General features: G+C 50.3%; 18 protein-coding genes. 4 read left to right on the forward strand and 14 right to left on the reverse strand.

Annotated elements, in window-relative coordinates:
* Positions 1 to 66 precede the first annotated feature (66 nt).
* Both BZG75_RS05180 and lexA read right to left on the reverse strand, forming a co-directional pair.
* Positions 67 to 861 (reverse strand): class I SAM-dependent methyltransferase, encoded by a 795-nt coding sequence (locus tag BZG75_RS05180; RefSeq protein WP_338012828.1) that lies wholly within the window; start codon positions 859 to 861, stop codon positions 67 to 69.
* Between the two features lie 121 nt (positions 862 to 982).
* On the reverse strand, positions 983 to 1,609 hold the full coding sequence (gene lexA / locus BZG75_RS05185; RefSeq protein WP_025744361.1) for a transcriptional repressor LexA: 627 nt from the start codon (positions 1,607 to 1,609) through the stop codon (positions 983 to 985).
* 213 nt (positions 1,610 to 1,822) lie between these two features.
* Between lexA and plsB the strand changes: the two genes are divergently transcribed.
* On the forward strand, positions 1,823 to 4,273 hold the full coding sequence (plsB, locus tag BZG75_RS05190) for a glycerol-3-phosphate 1-O-acyltransferase PlsB (protein WP_077576376.1): 2,451 nt from the start codon (positions 1,823 to 1,825) through the stop codon (positions 4,271 to 4,273).
* 175 nt (positions 4,274 to 4,448) lie between these two features.
* On the opposite strand, the gene ubiA is transcribed toward plsB, so the two are convergent.
* Together ubiA and BZG75_RS05200 are read right to left on the reverse strand one after the other, a co-directional pair.
* On the reverse strand, positions 4,449 to 5,303 hold the full coding sequence (gene ubiA, locus BZG75_RS05195) for a 4-hydroxybenzoate octaprenyltransferase (RefSeq protein WP_077576377.1): 855 nt from the start codon (positions 5,301 to 5,303) through the stop codon (positions 4,449 to 4,451).
* Positions 5,300 to 5,842, reverse strand: a complete 543-nt coding sequence (locus BZG75_RS05200) for a chorismate lyase (RefSeq protein WP_077576378.1) — start codon at positions 5,840 to 5,842, stop codon at positions 5,300 to 5,302. The genes ubiA and BZG75_RS05200 overlap by 4 nt, the downstream gene beginning before the upstream one ends.
* 157 nt (positions 5,843 to 5,999) lie before the next feature.
* Here BZG75_RS05200 and BZG75_RS05205 point away from each other — a divergent pair, with 157 nt between their 5' ends.
* A complete protein-coding gene (locus tag BZG75_RS05205) occupies positions 6,000 to 6,422 on the forward strand; it encodes a flagellar basal body-associated protein FliL (protein WP_077461466.1) in 423 nt (140 codons plus the stop codon).
* On the opposite strand, the gene BZG75_RS05210 is transcribed toward BZG75_RS05205, so the two are convergent.
* The 9 genes from BZG75_RS05210 to BZG75_RS15535 all read right to left on the reverse strand — a co-directional run bounded on the left by BZG75_RS05210 (position 6,423) and on the right by BZG75_RS15535 (position 14,309).
* On the reverse strand, positions 6,423 to 7,217 hold the full coding sequence (locus tag BZG75_RS05210) for a DeoR/GlpR family transcriptional regulator (protein ID WP_077576379.1): 795 nt from the start codon (positions 7,215 to 7,217) through the stop codon (positions 6,423 to 6,425).
* Positions 7,218 to 7,304: 87 nt separating this feature from the next.
* Positions 7,305 to 8,666, reverse strand: coding sequence for a glycerol-3-phosphate transporter (gene glpT, locus BZG75_RS05215; RefSeq protein WP_077576380.1), 1,362 nt, complete (start codon positions 8,664 to 8,666; stop codon positions 7,305 to 7,307).
* Between the two features lie 253 nt (positions 8,667 to 8,919).
* On the reverse strand, positions 8,920 to 9,750 hold the full coding sequence (gene glpG / locus BZG75_RS05220) for a rhomboid family intramembrane serine protease GlpG (protein ID WP_077576381.1): 831 nt from the start codon (positions 9,748 to 9,750) through the stop codon (positions 8,920 to 8,922).
* A gap of 8 nt (positions 9,751 to 9,758) precedes the next feature.
* Positions 9,759 to 10,097 (reverse strand): thiosulfate sulfurtransferase GlpE, encoded by a 339-nt coding sequence (gene glpE / locus BZG75_RS05225; protein WP_021022239.1) that lies wholly within the window; start codon positions 10,095 to 10,097, stop codon positions 9,759 to 9,761.
* Positions 10,098 to 10,431: 334 nt separating this feature from the next.
* Entirely contained in the window at positions 10,432 to 11,283 is an 852-nt protein-coding gene (gene rpoH, locus BZG75_RS05230; RefSeq protein ID WP_394329765.1) for an RNA polymerase sigma factor RpoH, read from the reverse strand.
* Between the two features lie 132 nt (positions 11,284 to 11,415).
* The gene (ftsX, locus tag BZG75_RS05235) at positions 11,416 to 12,351 is read right to left on the reverse strand and encodes a permease-like cell division protein FtsX (protein WP_077576382.1); all 936 of its coding nucleotides are present in this window, start codon (positions 12,349 to 12,351) and stop codon (positions 11,416 to 11,418) included.
* Positions 12,344 to 13,012, reverse strand: a complete 669-nt coding sequence (ftsE, locus tag BZG75_RS05240; RefSeq protein ID WP_077576383.1) for a cell division ATP-binding protein FtsE — start codon at positions 13,010 to 13,012, stop codon at positions 12,344 to 12,346. The genes ftsX and ftsE overlap by 8 nt, the downstream gene beginning before the upstream one ends.
* A 2-nt stretch (positions 13,013 to 13,014) precedes the next feature.
* On the reverse strand, positions 13,015 to 13,953 hold the full coding sequence (gene ftsY / locus BZG75_RS05245) for a signal recognition particle-docking protein FtsY (RefSeq protein WP_242413577.1): 939 nt from the start codon (positions 13,951 to 13,953) through the stop codon (positions 13,015 to 13,017).
* Positions 13,911 to 14,309, reverse strand: coding sequence for a hypothetical protein (locus tag BZG75_RS15535; RefSeq protein ID WP_242413578.1), 399 nt, complete (start codon positions 14,307 to 14,309; stop codon positions 13,911 to 13,913). The genes ftsY and BZG75_RS15535 overlap by 43 nt, the downstream gene beginning before the upstream one ends.
* Before the next feature lie 87 nt (positions 14,310 to 14,396).
* Between BZG75_RS15535 and rsmD the strand changes: the two genes are divergently transcribed.
* Together rsmD and BZG75_RS05255 are read left to right on the forward strand one after the other, a co-directional pair.
* Positions 14,397 to 15,011: a 16S rRNA (guanine(966)-N(2))-methyltransferase RsmD gene (rsmD, locus tag BZG75_RS05250; protein WP_077576384.1), complete on the forward strand. Its 615-nt coding sequence runs from the start codon at positions 14,397 to 14,399 to the stop codon at positions 15,009 to 15,011.
* A 27-nt stretch (positions 15,012 to 15,038) separates the two neighbouring features.
* On the forward strand, positions 15,039 to 15,305 hold the full coding sequence (locus BZG75_RS05255; protein ID WP_021022233.1) for a DUF1145 domain-containing protein: 267 nt from the start codon (positions 15,039 to 15,041) through the stop codon (positions 15,303 to 15,305).
* A gap of 5 nt (positions 15,306 to 15,310) precedes the next feature.
* Here BZG75_RS05255 and BZG75_RS05260 read toward each other — a convergent pair whose 3' ends face one another.
* Positions 15,311 to 15,610 (reverse strand): putative signal transducing protein, encoded by a 300-nt coding sequence (locus BZG75_RS05260; RefSeq protein ID WP_021022232.1) that lies wholly within the window; start codon positions 15,608 to 15,610, stop codon positions 15,311 to 15,313.

Here is a 15,610-nt window from a genome sequence, read left to right on the forward strand (position 1 = left end):
AATAGACAAAGAAAGATCGTGAGGCTAAGCACAGACTGAAAAGCGAAAGGCGGCATCCGCGCCGCGCTAGATCTCAATATGCAACACCATCGGGGTAAAACGCAGACGATAACGCGGCATCGCCGCCAGTGCGCGCTGCCAAAAACGCCACCTTGGGCAAGGTTTATCAAGTGGGGAGTGTTCTTCAACCCGACAGGCCCAGGGCAAGGCTTGAATGATCGCCATACGCGGATCGGCAAAACCATGTTGATAAGATTCACACCCCAGTTTCTGGCCGATCCGGCTATGGCACTTATCTCCCGCTAAGACTAAACAGGCCTCAACTTGCGGAAAATAGCGACTAATATACTGGCAAAATGCAGAAATTTCTTGGTTGGTGCACTCAAGTAAGGCTTGATCGCAAATTAACATGGTCGGATGACCCGCAGGGACCGCCAGTTGCGCCAGCCAATCAAGCTGTTTGACCGACCCTTGCACCATTCGGAAACGCTCACTGGTGTGGAATAAACGCTCTCGCCATAACAAGGTTTCGTCAACATCGACTTCTAACCAACGACAACGGCCGTTATCCAGTCGATAAAAGCGGGTATCTAACCCACCACCAACATTAATGATCCATGCCGTGGGATGCTGAGCAAGAAACTGTTTAACAATGGCATCACACTGGCTAGTGAGCGTGGCATAAAGAAGCTGGGTTTGATCGAGGTTGTGCCAATCACATTCGGGCTGCATGACACACCCTTGGCATGCGGCGGCCGCCATGGGGTCATAGATCACGCCATTGTCAGTCAGGCTCTCACGACTGCGCAGCCACATGGGCTTAAATAGCTTACTGGGAACAGAATGCTGTTGCGTACGCACGGACACCTCCACACACGATAATCAAGGATGATAATAATTATCGTTTAAATGTAGAGAAATGCAAAGATGTTTTTTTAACCGCATTCCATTGGCGGACATCAATGTCCGCCAACGTGGGAAATCACATCCAGTCGGTATTGCGAATCACACCAACAGCAACACCTTCAATCGTCAGTGATTGTGCAGTTAAATCCACCGAGATCGGCATAAATTCATCGTTTTCAGCATGAAGAACAACATTCGACCCTTTCTTCTCTAGCCGTTTGACGGTGACATCGTCATCCACTCGCGCGACGACCACTTGGCCATTATGTACGTCTTGTGTTTTGTGCACCGCCAGTAAGTCACCGTCAAGAATGCCAATATCTTTCATGCTCATACCGCTAACTCGCAGTAAAAAGTCGGCACTTGGCTTAAACAAGGCTGGATCGACCTGATAGAGGCTCTCAACATGCTCTTGTGCCAAGATGGGCTCACCCGCCGCGACACGGCCAATTAAAGGCAAGCCTTGGTCATCAGGCGTCACCACTTCTTCTTCGCTAATTAAGCGAATACCGCGTGATGCCCCGGGAATAATCTCGAGTACGCCTTTGCGCGCCAACGCTTTCAAATGCTCTTCGGCAGCGTTCGCGGAGCGAAACCCCAGCTGACGGGCGATTTCGGCACGTGTTGGGGGCATCCCTGTGTCTTCAATATGGGTTTTAATCAGCTCGAAGATTTGTTGCTGTCTCGCGGTTAACGGCTTCATGCTCTTACCTGTCTTTTTATACAGTTAACTGTGAGTATATCCAGTAACATACGGCTTGAAAAGGACTAATTATAGACACGAGAAGCGGATCTCATTGTCGATAGCCGATTCAAACGCGCGCAATCTCGCGTCAATTCTCTGCCTTTGGTTGCAAGTTCGCAGCCATTTTCTGCTATCCTTGGCGCGCATTTTGAATTTGAGGCACTGACAATCATGGCGCTCTGGCAAAAGATTTATTACAAGCTATTGAATTTGCCGCTTTCTGCCTGGGTAAAAACCCAATGTATCCCCTCTGAACCGGTCGAGCAGCTAAACCTGTCTCTCGCACGTCCTATTGTGTACGTGTTGCCGTTTCAGTCTCATTCTGATTTATTAACGCTACGGCGAACCTGTTTACGTCAAGGATTACCGGATCCATTAAAGCCCCTCATTATTGGCGATACCACACTGCCGCGCTATGTCTTTATTAGTCACGGTCGTAAGGTCTTTTCCGCGGATCAAGACTTGCCCAAACGCTCCTTAGCACATTTTCAAGATCTGCTGCGCTTACATCGTCAAGATAGTGAATTGGATATCCAGCTGGTTCCCGCTTCCGTGTTGTGGCAACGCGATCCGGGTAACGAAACACAACGCCACCAAGCAACGCTGCACGCAATGAATGGGCCAGAAAAATTCTGGACCATCCTTACGCGTGGCCGTGATGGCATGGTGCGGTTAAGCCAAGCGGTATCCTTGCGCTATATGGCGGATAAACACGGCACCGATCAGGCGATCGCCCATAAACTGGCGCGAGTGGCAATGATCCACTTTTCGCGGCAAAAACTCGCGGCTTCAGGCCCACGCTTACCTAATCGTGCTTTGCTCTTCAAACGCCTACTGGCGTCAAAGGCCATCGACAAAGTCGTCCACGATGAAGCACAAAGCCGTGATGTGTCAGTTGAAAAAGTTCGTAAAGAAGCCGTCGACATGATGGAAGAGATTGCGGCAAACTTTTCGTATCGTTTGATTCGATACAGCGACCGCATTCTAACCTGGCTTTGGAATAAACTGTATCAAGGCCTTCATGTTAACAATGCCGAACGGGTTCGCCAGCTGGCACAAGATGGTCACGAGATTGTCTATGTGCCTTGCCATCGCTCGCACATGGATTACTTGCTGCTCTCGTACGTACTGTATAAAGAAGGCTTAGTGCCGCCGCATATTGCCGCGGGTGTCAACCTCAACTTCTTCCCTGCCGGGCCGCTCTTCCGTCGCGGTGGCGCCTTTTTTATTCGCCGCAGTTTTAAAGGCAATCGCTTATATTCCACCGTTTTTCGTGAATACTTGGCCGAGTTGTTTGCCCGCGGTTATTCGGTCGAATATTTCGCTGAAGGCGGGCGCTCGCGCACTGGTCGCTTACTGTCGGCCAAAACGGGGATGTTATCGATGACCTTGCAAGCCATGCTGCGCGGGCAACAGCGTCCTATCACCTTAGTGCCTGTCTATATCGGCTACGAGCATGTGATGGAAGTGAACACTTATGCCAAAGAGCTACAGGGCCAGCGTAAAGAAAAAGAGAGCTTTGGTCAGGTAATCGGGATCGTGCGTAAGTTGCGCAATTATGGCCTTGGCTATGTCAACTTCGGTGAGCCGATTGCGCTCAATCAACACCTCAATGAGAAAGTGCCAGATTGGCATGATTATATTGATCCAATGGAGCCTCAAAAGCCGGCTTGGATGAATCCAGTGGTGAGTGAGTTAGCGACCAAGGTCATGACCCATATCAACGATGCCGCCGCGACCAATGCGCTGAACCTCTGTGCGACCGCGCTGCTCGCCTCGCGCCAACGAGCCCTGAGCCGAGAAGCCTTAGAAGCACAGCTTGCGGTCTATCAAGGCCTACTGACTCAGGCCCCATATTCCACCAGTAGCAGTGTCCCACAAGCCTCGCCGGTAGAATTGGTCGAGCATGCGTTGTCGTTAAATAAACTGGTGGTCGAGAAAGACACCATGGGTGAAGTCATTTCGCTTGATCGCCAGCAAGCCATCTTAATGACTTACTATCGCAACAATGTGATCCACCTAGTGGCACTGCCATCACTGATTGCACAAATCCTGGTAACCCACCAAACCATCAGTCAATCCGGCTTGCGGGCTTGTGTGCAGCAGTTGTATCCCTTGCTCAAAGCAGAACTCTTTATGAGCTTTGATGATGCCGGACTCGACAGCTACTTTGATGCACTCTTACATGCCATGCATGCGCAGTCCTTGTTGTGCTGTGAGGGCGACAAAGTCACCATGAATAATGCCAAGCTCGGCGAGCTACAATTACTCGGCCGTACCATTGCCGAAACCCTGCAGCGCTATGCCATTACCTTGACCTTGTTCACCCATCAGCCACACATTGATAAGCGCGATTTGGAAAAACACAGCCAAATGTTAGCGCAACGACTCAGCCGTTTGCATGGTATCAATGCGCCTGAGTTTTTCGATAAACAGGTCTTTACTATCTTTATCGATACCCTGCGCGAGCAAGGCTATTTAGACGATGATGCCAAAGCCAATGCTGAGCGCATCCAGGCCTTAAATGACTTTGTCTGTGGTTTGATCTCACCAGAAGTGCAATTAACAATTCAAGCCGTGCTAAATCAGCCGCTGAATGAAAGCCAGCCTGATGATAGCTAACAGGGTACCGTCAGCTTGTAGTGCCCATAAGCTCTTGGTTTTCATAAGCTCTTGGTTAACATAAGATATTGATTAAAAAGCTATTGACGGCCAGAAACAGTTAGATACTTAAAAAAGGCGCTTCATTCAGAAGCGCCTTTTTAGTGTCTCGTTGTTGATGATAAGAGCGATAACATTAACCGTAAATACCGACCAAAACACCAATGAATACCACTAAACCGACATAGTTATTGTTTAAAAAAGCCTGAAAACATGCCATGCGTTCCCGTTCACGGGCAAGATAGTGTTGATAAACAAATAGCGCAAAGGCCGCTAATAGGCTCCATTGGTAACCGGCCGCCAGCTCTAGCCATTGCCCGGCGAGCATCAATAGCGCAAGCGTCAATAACTGCAATACACCAACCGCGGCTTTATCCCAACGTCCGAACAAGATGGCGGTCGATTTAATCCCAATCTTTAGATCATCATCGCGGTCCACCATGGCGTACAAGGTGTCGTAAGCAATAGTCCAGCAAATATTGGCCATAAATAGCAGCCAAATCACCGGAGGGAGTGCCCCTTGTGCCGCGGCAAACGCCATCGGGATCGCCCAGCTGAACGCCAGCCCCAACACCAGCTGGGGAAGATGGGTATAGCGCTTCATAAACGGGTAAATAAACGCCAGCGCCACCCCAACAAACGAGAGCTGGATGGTGAGCGTATTTTGGGTTAATACCAATAAAAATGCGCCTAACACTAGCGCAATAAAGAAACCAAGCGCTTCTTTCTCGCCAATCCGCCCTGAGGGCAAAGGGCGCGCTTTGGTGCGTTTGACGTGACCATCAAAGTGGCGATCCGCATAATCGTTAATCACGCAGCCGGCAGCACGCATCATATACACCCCGAGCACAAAGACGACCAGGGTCAGCAACGCCGGCATGCCATCGGCGGCTAAAAATAACGCCCATAATGTTGGCCAGAGTAATAATAAAGTGCCAATGGGACGGTCTAAACGTGCAAGCTGGCCATAAGCAGCCAATTTCGTGCTCATGCAGGCGCCTCCTTGCCATATAAGGGCGAGTGAGGCAAAAAGAGTTCGGCCACTAACATGGGTCGATTATGGAGCCAAAGACGTGAGCGACGGGCATAAAGCTGGTGTGACAAGCAAGAGACATGCGCGGTTTCAATCGCATCGCGGCGAGAGGCGCGCTGTTTAAACACATGCTGACCCAGTGGTTCGGTGCCCAACGCGTGCAAATGTCCTCCTTGCCCTTCTAAGGTGGAAGCCGGCATTAGCGTTCGCGCACAGAGCCAAGCTTGTCCGTCACCTTTGAGGACGACTTCCCGTACCACACAGGCCTCTGGGCCAATCAAAGCGGTTTCATGATCGGTCAATTTGTCCGGCGTCAGTTGATAGACCTGGAGCACGTCGACATCGAAATCCTGACAGTGGCGTTTGAGTCGTGCCGTCATGGAGTGTGATTCTAACAACCAGCTGCCTTCTGCGGTGCGCTTTAACGCCGCAATATCGGGTCGCTCCCAGCGTGCCTGTTGCAGCGCCTCTAGATAGGTATGATTTAAGTCTGACATTATTTCCTGTGCCACATCGCGCAAAATTCGCCTGTCCGTCCCCCTATGAGGCGGACAATGTTGCTATACTCGGCGGGTAATTGTATCAGGCTGACCGCGATTGGAGAATGCGCACGGCCTACTCCTATCACATCATCAACCGAATTTTTGGGTGGCTATGAGTAAACGACAACCCCTATTGATGGTACTGCTGAGCCTGTTGTTATGGGTCAGTACCGCCGTCCAGGCACAAGAAGAAGGCAGTAACGGCAACCAAGCAAAGTACAGTTACTTTTCCTTAGAGCCTGAAATTACCACCAATTATGTCACCGAAGGCCCGCAGCTCGGTTTTATCAAGGTGAAAGTTGAATTGATGGTCGATGATCCTAAGTGGGTCAGCGAGCTGGAATACCACTCGCCGCTTATCCGCGATGTCATCATAGAAACCTTGGCGCAACAGACCGCGAGCAAAATTAAATCGCTGTCGGGACGCGAAGCGATTCGCAAAGCATGCCTAGAAAAGGTCAACGCGCTTCTTCTTGCCGAAACCAATCGCAGAATGCTGGCCGACCTTTTATTTACCAAGTACCTCTATCAGTAATCACCCAACTGACGGCATATCCTCAGGGACGGCATGGCTGATCACCTCTAGGTGGCTGCCTTGTGCCGCTAACATCTCCTGAATTTGCGCGGGCGGAGTGACATCGGTAAAGACCATATCCAGTTGGGTAATATTGCCCAAGTTCACCATCGCATTACGACCAAATTTAGTATGGTCAGCGGCCAACATCACACAGCGGCTATTGTCTAAAATGGCTTTTTTAACCCGCACCTCATGATAGTCAAAGTCCAGTAATGACCCATCATCGTCAATACCACTGATCCCTAAGATGCCAAAGTCGAGTCGAAACTGAGAGACAAAATCGAGCGTGGCCTCTCCCACAATCCCACCATCACGATTGCGTACCTCACCACCGGCAATAATCACCGTAAAATCCTGTTTCGGCATTAAGATCGCCGCCGCATTGAGGTTATTGGTGACTACCCGTAAGTTATGATGATCCAGCAATGCGCGCGCCACCGCCTCTGGGGTGGTCCCAATATCAATAAATAACGTTGCGCCGTCGGGAATGTGCTGCACCAGCGCCTGAGCGATGGTATCTTTTTCCTGTTGTTGCAATACTTTGCGGGTCGCATACGCGGTGTTTTCAGAGCTGGAGGGCACGGTGGCGCCACCGTGATGGCGGCGAATTTGATTTTCTGCTGCCAACTCATTGAGATCACGTCGAATCGTTTGTGGGCTGACATTGAAGCGCTCAACCAAGTCTTCCGTGCTCACGTATCCTTGTGATTTAACCAGATCAATGATTTGCTGATGACGTTTGTTTTGCTTCACTGCATCTCCCCTTACAAAAAAAGCCCCCGCGATCACGAGGGCTTCCTAGTTTACGCATAGCCACTAGGCAATGCCAAGACAGATCATTTAGGCAGCGTGCACAGCCGCGTCACGGCGCACACGATGCTCTCCCACCCACGCAAGGCACAAGAAGAAGATGGCCAAGCCACAGCCACCGGTGAGCAGCATAAAGCCACCGTCCCAGCCAAAGTGATCCACGGTATAACCCAGAGCAATGTTTGCGACAACCGCGCCACCTAGGTAACCAAATAGCCCGGTCAGTCCTGCCGCGGTACCCGCCGCTTTTTTCGGTGCTAGCTCCAAGGCATACAGACCAATGAGCATCACGGGGCCATAAATTAAGAAGCCAATCGCAACCAGTGCCACCATATCGATACCCGGGTTGCCGGCGGGGTTAAACCAATACACCAACACAGCGACCGTCACCAGCACCATAAATAGCACCCCGGCTGGCGCACGAGCCCCTTTAAAGAACTTATCGGACATCCAACCGCACAACAGTGTGCCTGGGATACCGGCCCATTCATACAAGAAGTAGGCCCAAGACGATTTATCCACGGTAAAGCCTTTGGCTTCATCCAGGTAAACCGGCGCCCAATCGAGCACGCCATAGCGAATCAAGTAAACAAAGGCATTGGCAATCGCGATATACCACAACAGACGGTTTTTCATCACGTAGGTGACAAAGATGTCTTTGGCAGACATTTCTTTTTCAAATGCTTCTTCGTCGTAGTTATCCGGATAATCGTCTTTGTACTCTTCAATCGGCGGCAGGCCACACGATTGTGGGATATCTCGCAAGGTAAACCAGATAAAGACAGCGACCAACGCAGCAAAGAATGCCGGCACATAGAAAGAAGCGCGCCAGTCGTCGTTAAACAGCCATAAACCCAGTAAGAACAAAGGACCAATCAGTCCGCCACCAATGTTATGGGCAACGTTCCAAACGGAGACTAGCTCACCACGCTCTTTCCGTGACCACCAGTGCACCATGGTGCGTCCACAAGCCGGCCAGCCCATACCTTGCACCCAGCCATTGATAAACAGCAGCACAAACATGATGGCAATACTGCTTGTCGTCCATGGCAAAAGGCCAAAGCTGAACATCACCAGTGATGACATTAACAGACCGGCACTTAAGAAATATCTTGGGTTTGAGCGATCAGACACGCTGCCCATGAGGAACTTGGACAAACCATAAGCGATGGATACCGCCGCCAATGCGACACCTAGATCGCCGCGACTAAAGCCATATTCATCAATCAGAAACGGCATCGCCAAGCTAAAGTTTTTACGCACCAGATAATAACCGGCATAGCCGATAAAAATACCAAAAAATAATTGCCAGCGCAGTCGGGTATAAGTGTCACCGATCTGTGACTCTGGCAATCTTTGCCGGTGAGCTGCCGGCCGAAAGATTCCAAACATGGGAGGGTCCTCAGTAAGATGTACGCGATGGATTAATTAAAAAGATAAAAATCAAACAAGTGAGCAACTAAAATTTCGATTTCGCTCAACAAATGGAATAATTACTCAAAATGAAAACCAAAACCGTGAAAGCGAACATAAAAACATAGATCTGACGCAAAAAGGGTATGCGTTCGAACAAAAAAAGAGCAATTCATTGCTCTTTTTTTAGGGCACAGTGGTATCTGTCGATGAACGAGGGGTTAGCGGATAGTCAAGCGTGGCGTTTTGCGTCCCATAAACCCAGGACACAACCGATGATTAAGCCAAATAAATGCGCCATATTGGCGATGTTCATGCCCATAGGCTGGAAAAATCCAATCACAAGCCATGCCAGCATAAAGATCACATAGGGTTTTTCGATGGTTAATCCACGCTCGGGAGCCAACCAAGTTAGCCACCATAAATAGCCCAGTAGCGCATAAACCACGCCGGAAAGCCCACCAAAATACGGGCCGTCTAACCAATATTGGCCTAAGCCTGAGAAAAGTGCGGCAAAGAGAAAGATCTGCACCAGCTTACTGCTACTATCGAGACGCTCAATTCGACCTCCGAGTACCCACCACCACAACAAATTAAAGATGATGTGTAAGGCAGAAAAATGCAGCAGCGCATGGCTGAATAAACGCCATAATTGCCATTGTTGGCTGCTGTCTGCAGGAAACAGCAGACGACGCGCCACCACATCAAAGCCGCCGAGGGTCATCAGCGTAAACAAGGCCACACAGATAAACATGATACTCAAGGTAACCGGGCCAGATTTCTCTTTTACCGTTTGCCATAATCGAGCTGAGGGGTAGTGAAAGCGTGCTTGGCGCGTCTCGGCAACTTGCCAAGACGCCGCTTGATAACGACTATGTGTTGGATCGGCAATAAAACGTTCAAGCTCGTTGTCGACCCATGCTTTGTCGTCGTCATTAATCAACCAAACCGCAACGTGTGCGTCTGGCTCTGGCGCGAGCTCAAGGCTAACATCATGCGCGGCCGCGTAATCGATAAAAGCTTGTGCCAAGCGCGCATTGGGCAATACCGCGATTTTTTGCATGGGCTGTCCTATTTTATATCGATCCCTGATGCGGTCGGCAGTGACTGTCGATGCCAGGCTTCAAACCCACCATCGACACTATAAACCGCATCGAAGCCTTGATTGATCAAATACTGTGCCGCCCCTTGGCTACTGATCCCGTGATAACACATCACCAAGACGGGTTGATCAAAATCGACCTGATCCATAAACGCCACCAGCGTGTCGTTGGTGAGGTGATAGGCCTCTTGAGGATGCGCGACCTGAAAGGTTTGAGGATCACGAATATCCACTAATACTGCATTTTGCTGATCATCGTTCAGCATTTCCCACGCATCGGTCACAGAGATATGTGCGAACTGATCCATACCTTATACCTCTCCACTCACAAAGTTATTCCCAGCTGATGTTACACGAGGATCGCGTGCGCCTCGAGATGAACCCGCATTGTACCTGAGTTTGTCTCCCCCCGCCTGTCTAGCAATACTCGCTTTGTTTGATTTTTGATCGTTTGTGGACAAAGGTGTGAATTGCGTTGATAAGCGATGATCGTATCTAAGGATCCACTACATATAGTATGGATCCAGGATAAGCTGTGTATAACTTGCTATGGCGATGAGTACCGCCTGGTTTTCAGGCATAAAAAAAACCGGCCAACGGACCGGTTTTTCTTCACGAAACCAATACAAGGATCAGGAGGCGCTATAGCGCATCGCCAATGGCTTGCTTTAATTTCTTCATCGCATTTTTTTCTAATTGTCGCACACGCTCTGCGGAGACTTGATAATGCGTTGCCAAGTCTTGCAACGTTGCCTTATTGTCCTCTAACCAACGAGCACGAACAATATGCTGACTACGTTCATCCAAGCCTGATAACGCATTCGCCAAGCGACGATTAGCGTGCGCTTCCCAGTTTTCTGCCTCTAGAGACTCGGCAATATCTGAGCTTTTGTCCTCTAGGTAGTAAACCGGCGCCATTGGGCCATTTTCACGCTCATCGTCTGCCGATGCGGGCGCTTCAAAGGTCGGATCTTGTGCCGCTAAACGGGCTTCCATCTCACGAACTTCTGACGCCTCAACGCCAAGCTGCTCCGCGACCATATTCACTTCGTCGTTATTAAACCAACCCAAGCGCTTCTTATTTTTACGTAAGTTGAAAAACAGCTTACGTTGCGCTTTGGTCGTTGCCACTTTAACGATACGCCAGTTACGTAATACGTACTCGTGAATTTCGGCTTTGATCCAATGGACGGCAAATGACACCAGACGTACGCCAACTTCAGGGTTGAAACGTTTGACCGCCTTCATTAAGCCAATGTTGCCTTCTTGAACCAAATCCGCGATGGGTAAGCCGTATCCGGTGTATCCACGGGCGATGTGAACAACAAAACGCAAGTGAGATAAGATCAGCGACTTTGCCGCCTCCAAATCACCATGATAATGGAGACGCTCGGCCAGCGAATGCTCCTCTTCCGCGCTGAGCATAGGGTGGCTGTTAACCGCTTGCAGATAACCATCGATGTTACCTTGTACAATCGGTGCCAATGCGTTCATCTCTTTTGTCATTCAAACCTCGTTTCCGAATCGTCGAAGACCGAATTGCTATTAAGCATGCAAAAATATACCCAAGCGGGGGAAAACTGCAAGCCCTGATGTCTCTCTCGTTGTTCTATGACCGTATTATTCCTATACAGGTTCAATCTCTTTTAAGTGACGGCGCGTCGCCAGCAAGGCAGCGCCTACGCCAAGCAAAACGGATCCCATCAATAATAGCAAAGACTCATCCCAACTCAGTCCGCTGAGGGTAAAGGGCTTGTCATATAGCTGTGCAAATTGGTGGACGGCACCATCCATCAGCCACGTATTCATGGCAGTGAGAATCCAGGCCACGACTGCGGCTAAGCTCCCCAGCCAAGCGCCCATATATAAATAGGGACGCAGAATAAAACTGTCCGTTGCGCCCACCATTTTCATCACCTGGATCCGGGGTTGATGATGCAGGACCTGTAAGCGCAGCGTATTCCCGACCAGCAAAACAACAGCCGCCAGCATTAAAATAGAAAATAACCACGCCATCGTCATCGCCAAGGTCTTAATGGCATCAAGACGCGCGAGCCAGTCGGTATCGAGCCGCACTTCAGCGACCTCATCCCGTTGCCTTAATTGCTCTGCTAATCCACTCGCGCGATCCGACAGTGTCCGAGTGCTGTCATTATCAGCATCTCCCCTGGGAACCACCACGATCACGCTGGGAAGAGGATTGTCCTCCAATAAAGTGACCGCTTGATGAAAGCCACGCTGCTTTTTAAGCGCGGTCATGCCTTCAGACGGTGACACATAGGTGACGCTATCAATACCTGGCCACGTTTTCAGTGTGTCCGCCAGCGCCTGTCCCTGTTGCTCAGATTGTGTCGGCGACAAGAAAACATTGATCTCTGCTGGGCTTTGCCACTGCGCACTTACCGCGACCACATTTTTAGCTAGCAAATAGAAGGTCGCCGGCAAAGACAAGGCAACGGCCAACACCATCAGCGTGAGTAAATTACCCATCGGACGCTGAAAAAGATCACGCCAAGCCGTCAATGCGTGACGTTGCTGGGTCTGAATAAATGATTCAGCCATGCCCCACCTCCGCTAAGCTTCCGTGTTGAAGGTCAAAGCGCCGTAAATGGTTGTATTGTTCGAGCAGGCTGGTGTCATGCGTTGCCATCAAGATGGTCACCCCGACTTGATTGAATAAGCGGAATAATTCCATGATTTGCGCAGACAACGCCGCATCTAAATTTCCGGTCGGCTCATCAGCCAACAGCACTTGGGGACGATTGACCACCGCACGCGCAATCCCTACCCGCTGTTGCTCACCACCGGACAGTTGTATGGGGTTACAACGCGCTTTATCAAGCAAACCAACTTTATCGAGCGCGGCTGAAACCCGCTTTTTGATTTCATTGTCTGACTGCTGCTCAATCCGTAAGGGCAAGGCGACATTTTCGAACACGGTCGCGTCCATCAGCAGTTTATGATCTTGAAAGATAATCCCTAAATGACGACGCAAAAAGGGAATATCTTGACGCGGGAGGCGCGATATATCGTGGCCGTTGAAATAAATGTGTCCATCACTGGGACGTTCAATGGCACAAATTAGTTTCAACAAGGTGCTCTTCCCTGCGCCTGAATGACCCGTGAGCAGGGCCATGTCGCCTTTAGGCAATTCAAAATTAACCTTTTGTAAGGCCTGACGTCCCCCGCGATAGGCTTTGCTGACTTGCTGAAACTGGATCACGGTTATTCCTCCCGGCTAAACAGCGCCTCGATAAAGTCATTGGCGTTAAAGGTGCGTAAATCTTCAATGCCTTCACCGACACCAATATAGCGAATCGGAATATTAAATTGTTCAGCCACCGCAAAAATCACCCCGCCTTTTGCGGTGCCATCTAATTTAGTGAGGGTAATACCGGTGATCGGTGCTATCTCATTAAATAACTTGGCCTGACTGATCGCATTTTGCCCGGTGCCTGCATCGAGGGTAAGCATCACTTCGTGCGGGGCACCTACGTTCAGTTTTTGCATCACACGGACAATTTTGCGTAGCTCTTCCATCAAGTTGGCTTTGTTTTGCAAGCGTCCGGCGGTATCGGCAATCACCACATCGACATTTCGTGCTTTGGCCGCTTCAATCGCATCATAAAGCACAGACGCGCTATCAGCGCCGGTATGCTGGGCAATCACGGGCACGTGGTTACGCTCACCCCAAGCTTGCAGTTGTTCAACGGCGGCAGCACGGAAGGTGTCACCGGCGGCTAACATGACCGATTTGCCTTGATCCTGAAATTGGCGTGCCATTTTGCCGATCGTGGTCGTTTTACCCACGCCATTAACGCCAACCATCAAGATCACATAAGGCTTTTGATCCGTCAGCACCAAGGGTTGCTCAACGCTTTCCAGCATGTGCGCCATTTCTTGTTTGAGAATGCCGTACAGGGCTTCACCATCTTTGAGATCGCGACGGCTGGCCTTATCGGTGAGGTTATCAATGATTTTGGTCGTGGCTTCCATCCCTACATCAGAGATCAGCAACTGTTCCTCAAGCTCTTCAAATAGCTCTTCATCGATTTTCTTGCCGCTAAACAAGCTAAAGAAGCCGGAGCCGAGGTTGGTTTTGGTTTTTTGCAGGCCACGTTTTAACCGCGCAAAGAAGCCTTCACGTTGCGGTTTTTCGCGCACCGCTGGCTCTGGCTCTGGCTCTGGCTCTGGCTCTGGCTCTGGCTCTGGCTCTGGCTCTGGCTCTGGCTCTGGCTCTGGCTCTCTGGCTCTGGCTCTGGCTCTGGCTCTGGCTCTGGCTCTGGCTCTGGCTCTGGCAAGCTACCCGTGTTGATTTCGCCCTCAGGTGCAAGGCTTTCTTGTTGATTTTGTGAAGCAGTTTCAACAGACGTATCCGTCGACGTCACTGACGCCACCGTATCGTCCGCCACGTCTGGCGAATGCGTTGATGATTCTTGTTCTGGGTCCGGCTGTGCCTGGTCTTTTTTACGACCCAAGCCCAACCATGACATAAATCCACGTTTCTTTTTTTCTGCCATTGGCAAATCCTAAAGCATGCTTGATACAATCAGCGGCACAATACCGAATCGGCATAGTCTACCACCTTCTTAACGGTCAAAAAATCTATGGTTAAACGCGCCAACCGCAAACCCTCATCGCCTACCCCTTCTCGTGGGGTTGGGTCTGTCCGTATTATTGCTGGCCGCTGGCGTGGCCGTAAGCTTGCGGTACAAGACGCGCAAGGGCTCCGCCCCACCACTGACAGGGTGAAAGAAACCGTTTTTAACTGGCTCGCGCCTTATTTGCCAGAGGCTCGCTGCCTCGATATTTTCGCAGGAAGTGGCGGACTCGGCTTTGAAGCGCTCTCTCGTGGCGCAAGCTGGGTCCATTTTTGTGAGAAACATCCCGCGGCAGCCAAACAATTACGGGCTAATTTAGATCACCTTGGGGCGCAAAACGCACACATTGATTACGGCGATGCGCTCGCCCTACTTGCCACCGCCCCCAAAGACGGTCCGTATGATATTGTGTTTGTCGATCCGCCTTTTCATCAAGGCCTACTCGAGGACACCTTGGCCGCGTTAGACGCCAATCATTGGCTTGCGCCAAACGCCTGTGTTTATGTCGAAGCCGAGAGTGATTTAGAGGCCTATCAGATCCCCGCGCATTGGCACTGTCACCGTGAAAAACGCGCAGGACAAGTCAACTACCGGTTATATTTTACTGAACCCGATCATTAAGCAAACAAGACCCGTGAGAGAAAAACTATGAAAGTGTTAATCTTATTGGCGAAAGCCGCCATCGCCTTTGTGTGGCTGGTGTTGATTGCCAATATTGTCCATCCTTTTCCTGGTGTCGCCGCCATGGCACTGTACATCATGACGGGCTTTTTGTTGGTCATGCACGGCTTACAAATGCTGATCTTTTTAGGGGCCTTTGGCGATAAAGTTGCCATGAGCCGCTGGGAGAAGTGGTCAATTCTGATTTTTGGGATCTTTGCGCTGCTCGATATTCGCCGTAAGTATATGGTGTAACGCAATCACTCGCGACTATGCTGGCACTGCCAGCATAGTTCAAAGCTACCGGCATTCTCTTCACCGCATGCTTGGCAAATCCAATGGGTGTGACTTTGGGCTTCGTATTCCTGTAGCAACGTCCGCGCCTGAGTCACCTTTTCTGGCTCGACCCACAAGGTGACCCCCTGAACATCCGGGGGTAGCTCTCCCACCGCGGCACTCAATGTTTCACCTTTTAACACGCAATCAATCTGGTGGCTGACCAGTAACCCTTTTAGGCTGTGTGCTTCTAAGAGGTTCATCGCTTGATAGACTTGCTCCAT

This window comes from Salinivibrio sp. AR640, from assembly GCF_001995405.1.
GTDB lineage: Bacteria > Pseudomonadota > Gammaproteobacteria > Enterobacterales > Vibrionaceae > Salinivibrio > Salinivibrio costicola.

Bases quoted from the DNA above. Each gene is read 5' to 3' on its own strand.
- BZG75_RS05200 (WP_077576378.1), bottom strand. From the start codon at position 5,842: ATGTCAGACTTAAATCATACCTATCTAGAGGCGCTGCAACAGGCACGC.
- BZG75_RS05205 (WP_077461466.1), top strand. From the start codon at position 6,000: ATGAGTAAACGACAACCCCTATTGATGGTACTGCTGAGCCTGTTGTTA.
- ftsX (WP_077576382.1), bottom strand. From the start codon at position 12,351: ATGGCTGAATCATTTATTCAGACCCAGCAACGTCACGCATTGACGGCT.
- BZG75_RS05260 (WP_021022232.1), bottom strand. From the start codon at position 15,610: ATGGAGCAAGTCTATCAAGCGATGAACCTCTTAGAAGCACACAGCCTA.
- lexA (WP_025744361.1), bottom strand. From the start codon at position 1,609: ATGAAGCCGTTAACCGCGAGACAGCAACAAATCTTCGAGCTGATTAAA.
- ubiA (WP_077576377.1), bottom strand. From the start codon at position 5,303: ATGAGCACGAAATTGGCTGCTTATGGCCAGCTTGCACGTTTAGACCGT.
- plsB (WP_077576376.1), top strand. From the start codon at position 1,823: ATGGCGCTCTGGCAAAAGATTTATTACAAGCTATTGAATTTGCCGCTT.
- BZG75_RS05255 (WP_021022233.1), top strand. From the start codon at position 15,039: ATGAAAGTGTTAATCTTATTGGCGAAAGCCGCCATCGCCTTTGTGTGG.
- BZG75_RS15535 (WP_242413578.1), bottom strand. From the start codon at position 14,309: ATGGCAGAAAAAAAGAAACGTGGATTTATGTCATGGTTGGGCTTGGGT.
- glpT (WP_077576380.1), bottom strand. From the start codon at position 8,666: ATGTTTGGAATCTTTCGGCCGGCAGCTCACCGGCAAAGATTGCCAGAG.
- glpG (WP_077576381.1), bottom strand. From the start codon at position 9,750: ATGCAAAAAATCGCGGTATTGCCCAATGCGCGCTTGGCACAAGCTTTT.
- rpoH (WP_394329765.1), bottom strand. From the start codon at position 11,283: ATGAACGCATTGGCACCGATTGTACAAGGTAACATCGATGGTTATCTG.
- rsmD (WP_077576384.1), top strand. From the start codon at position 14,397: ATGGTTAAACGCGCCAACCGCAAACCCTCATCGCCTACCCCTTCTCGT.
- glpE (WP_021022239.1), bottom strand. From the start codon at position 10,097: ATGGATCAGTTCGCACATATCTCTGTGACCGATGCGTGGGAAATGCTG.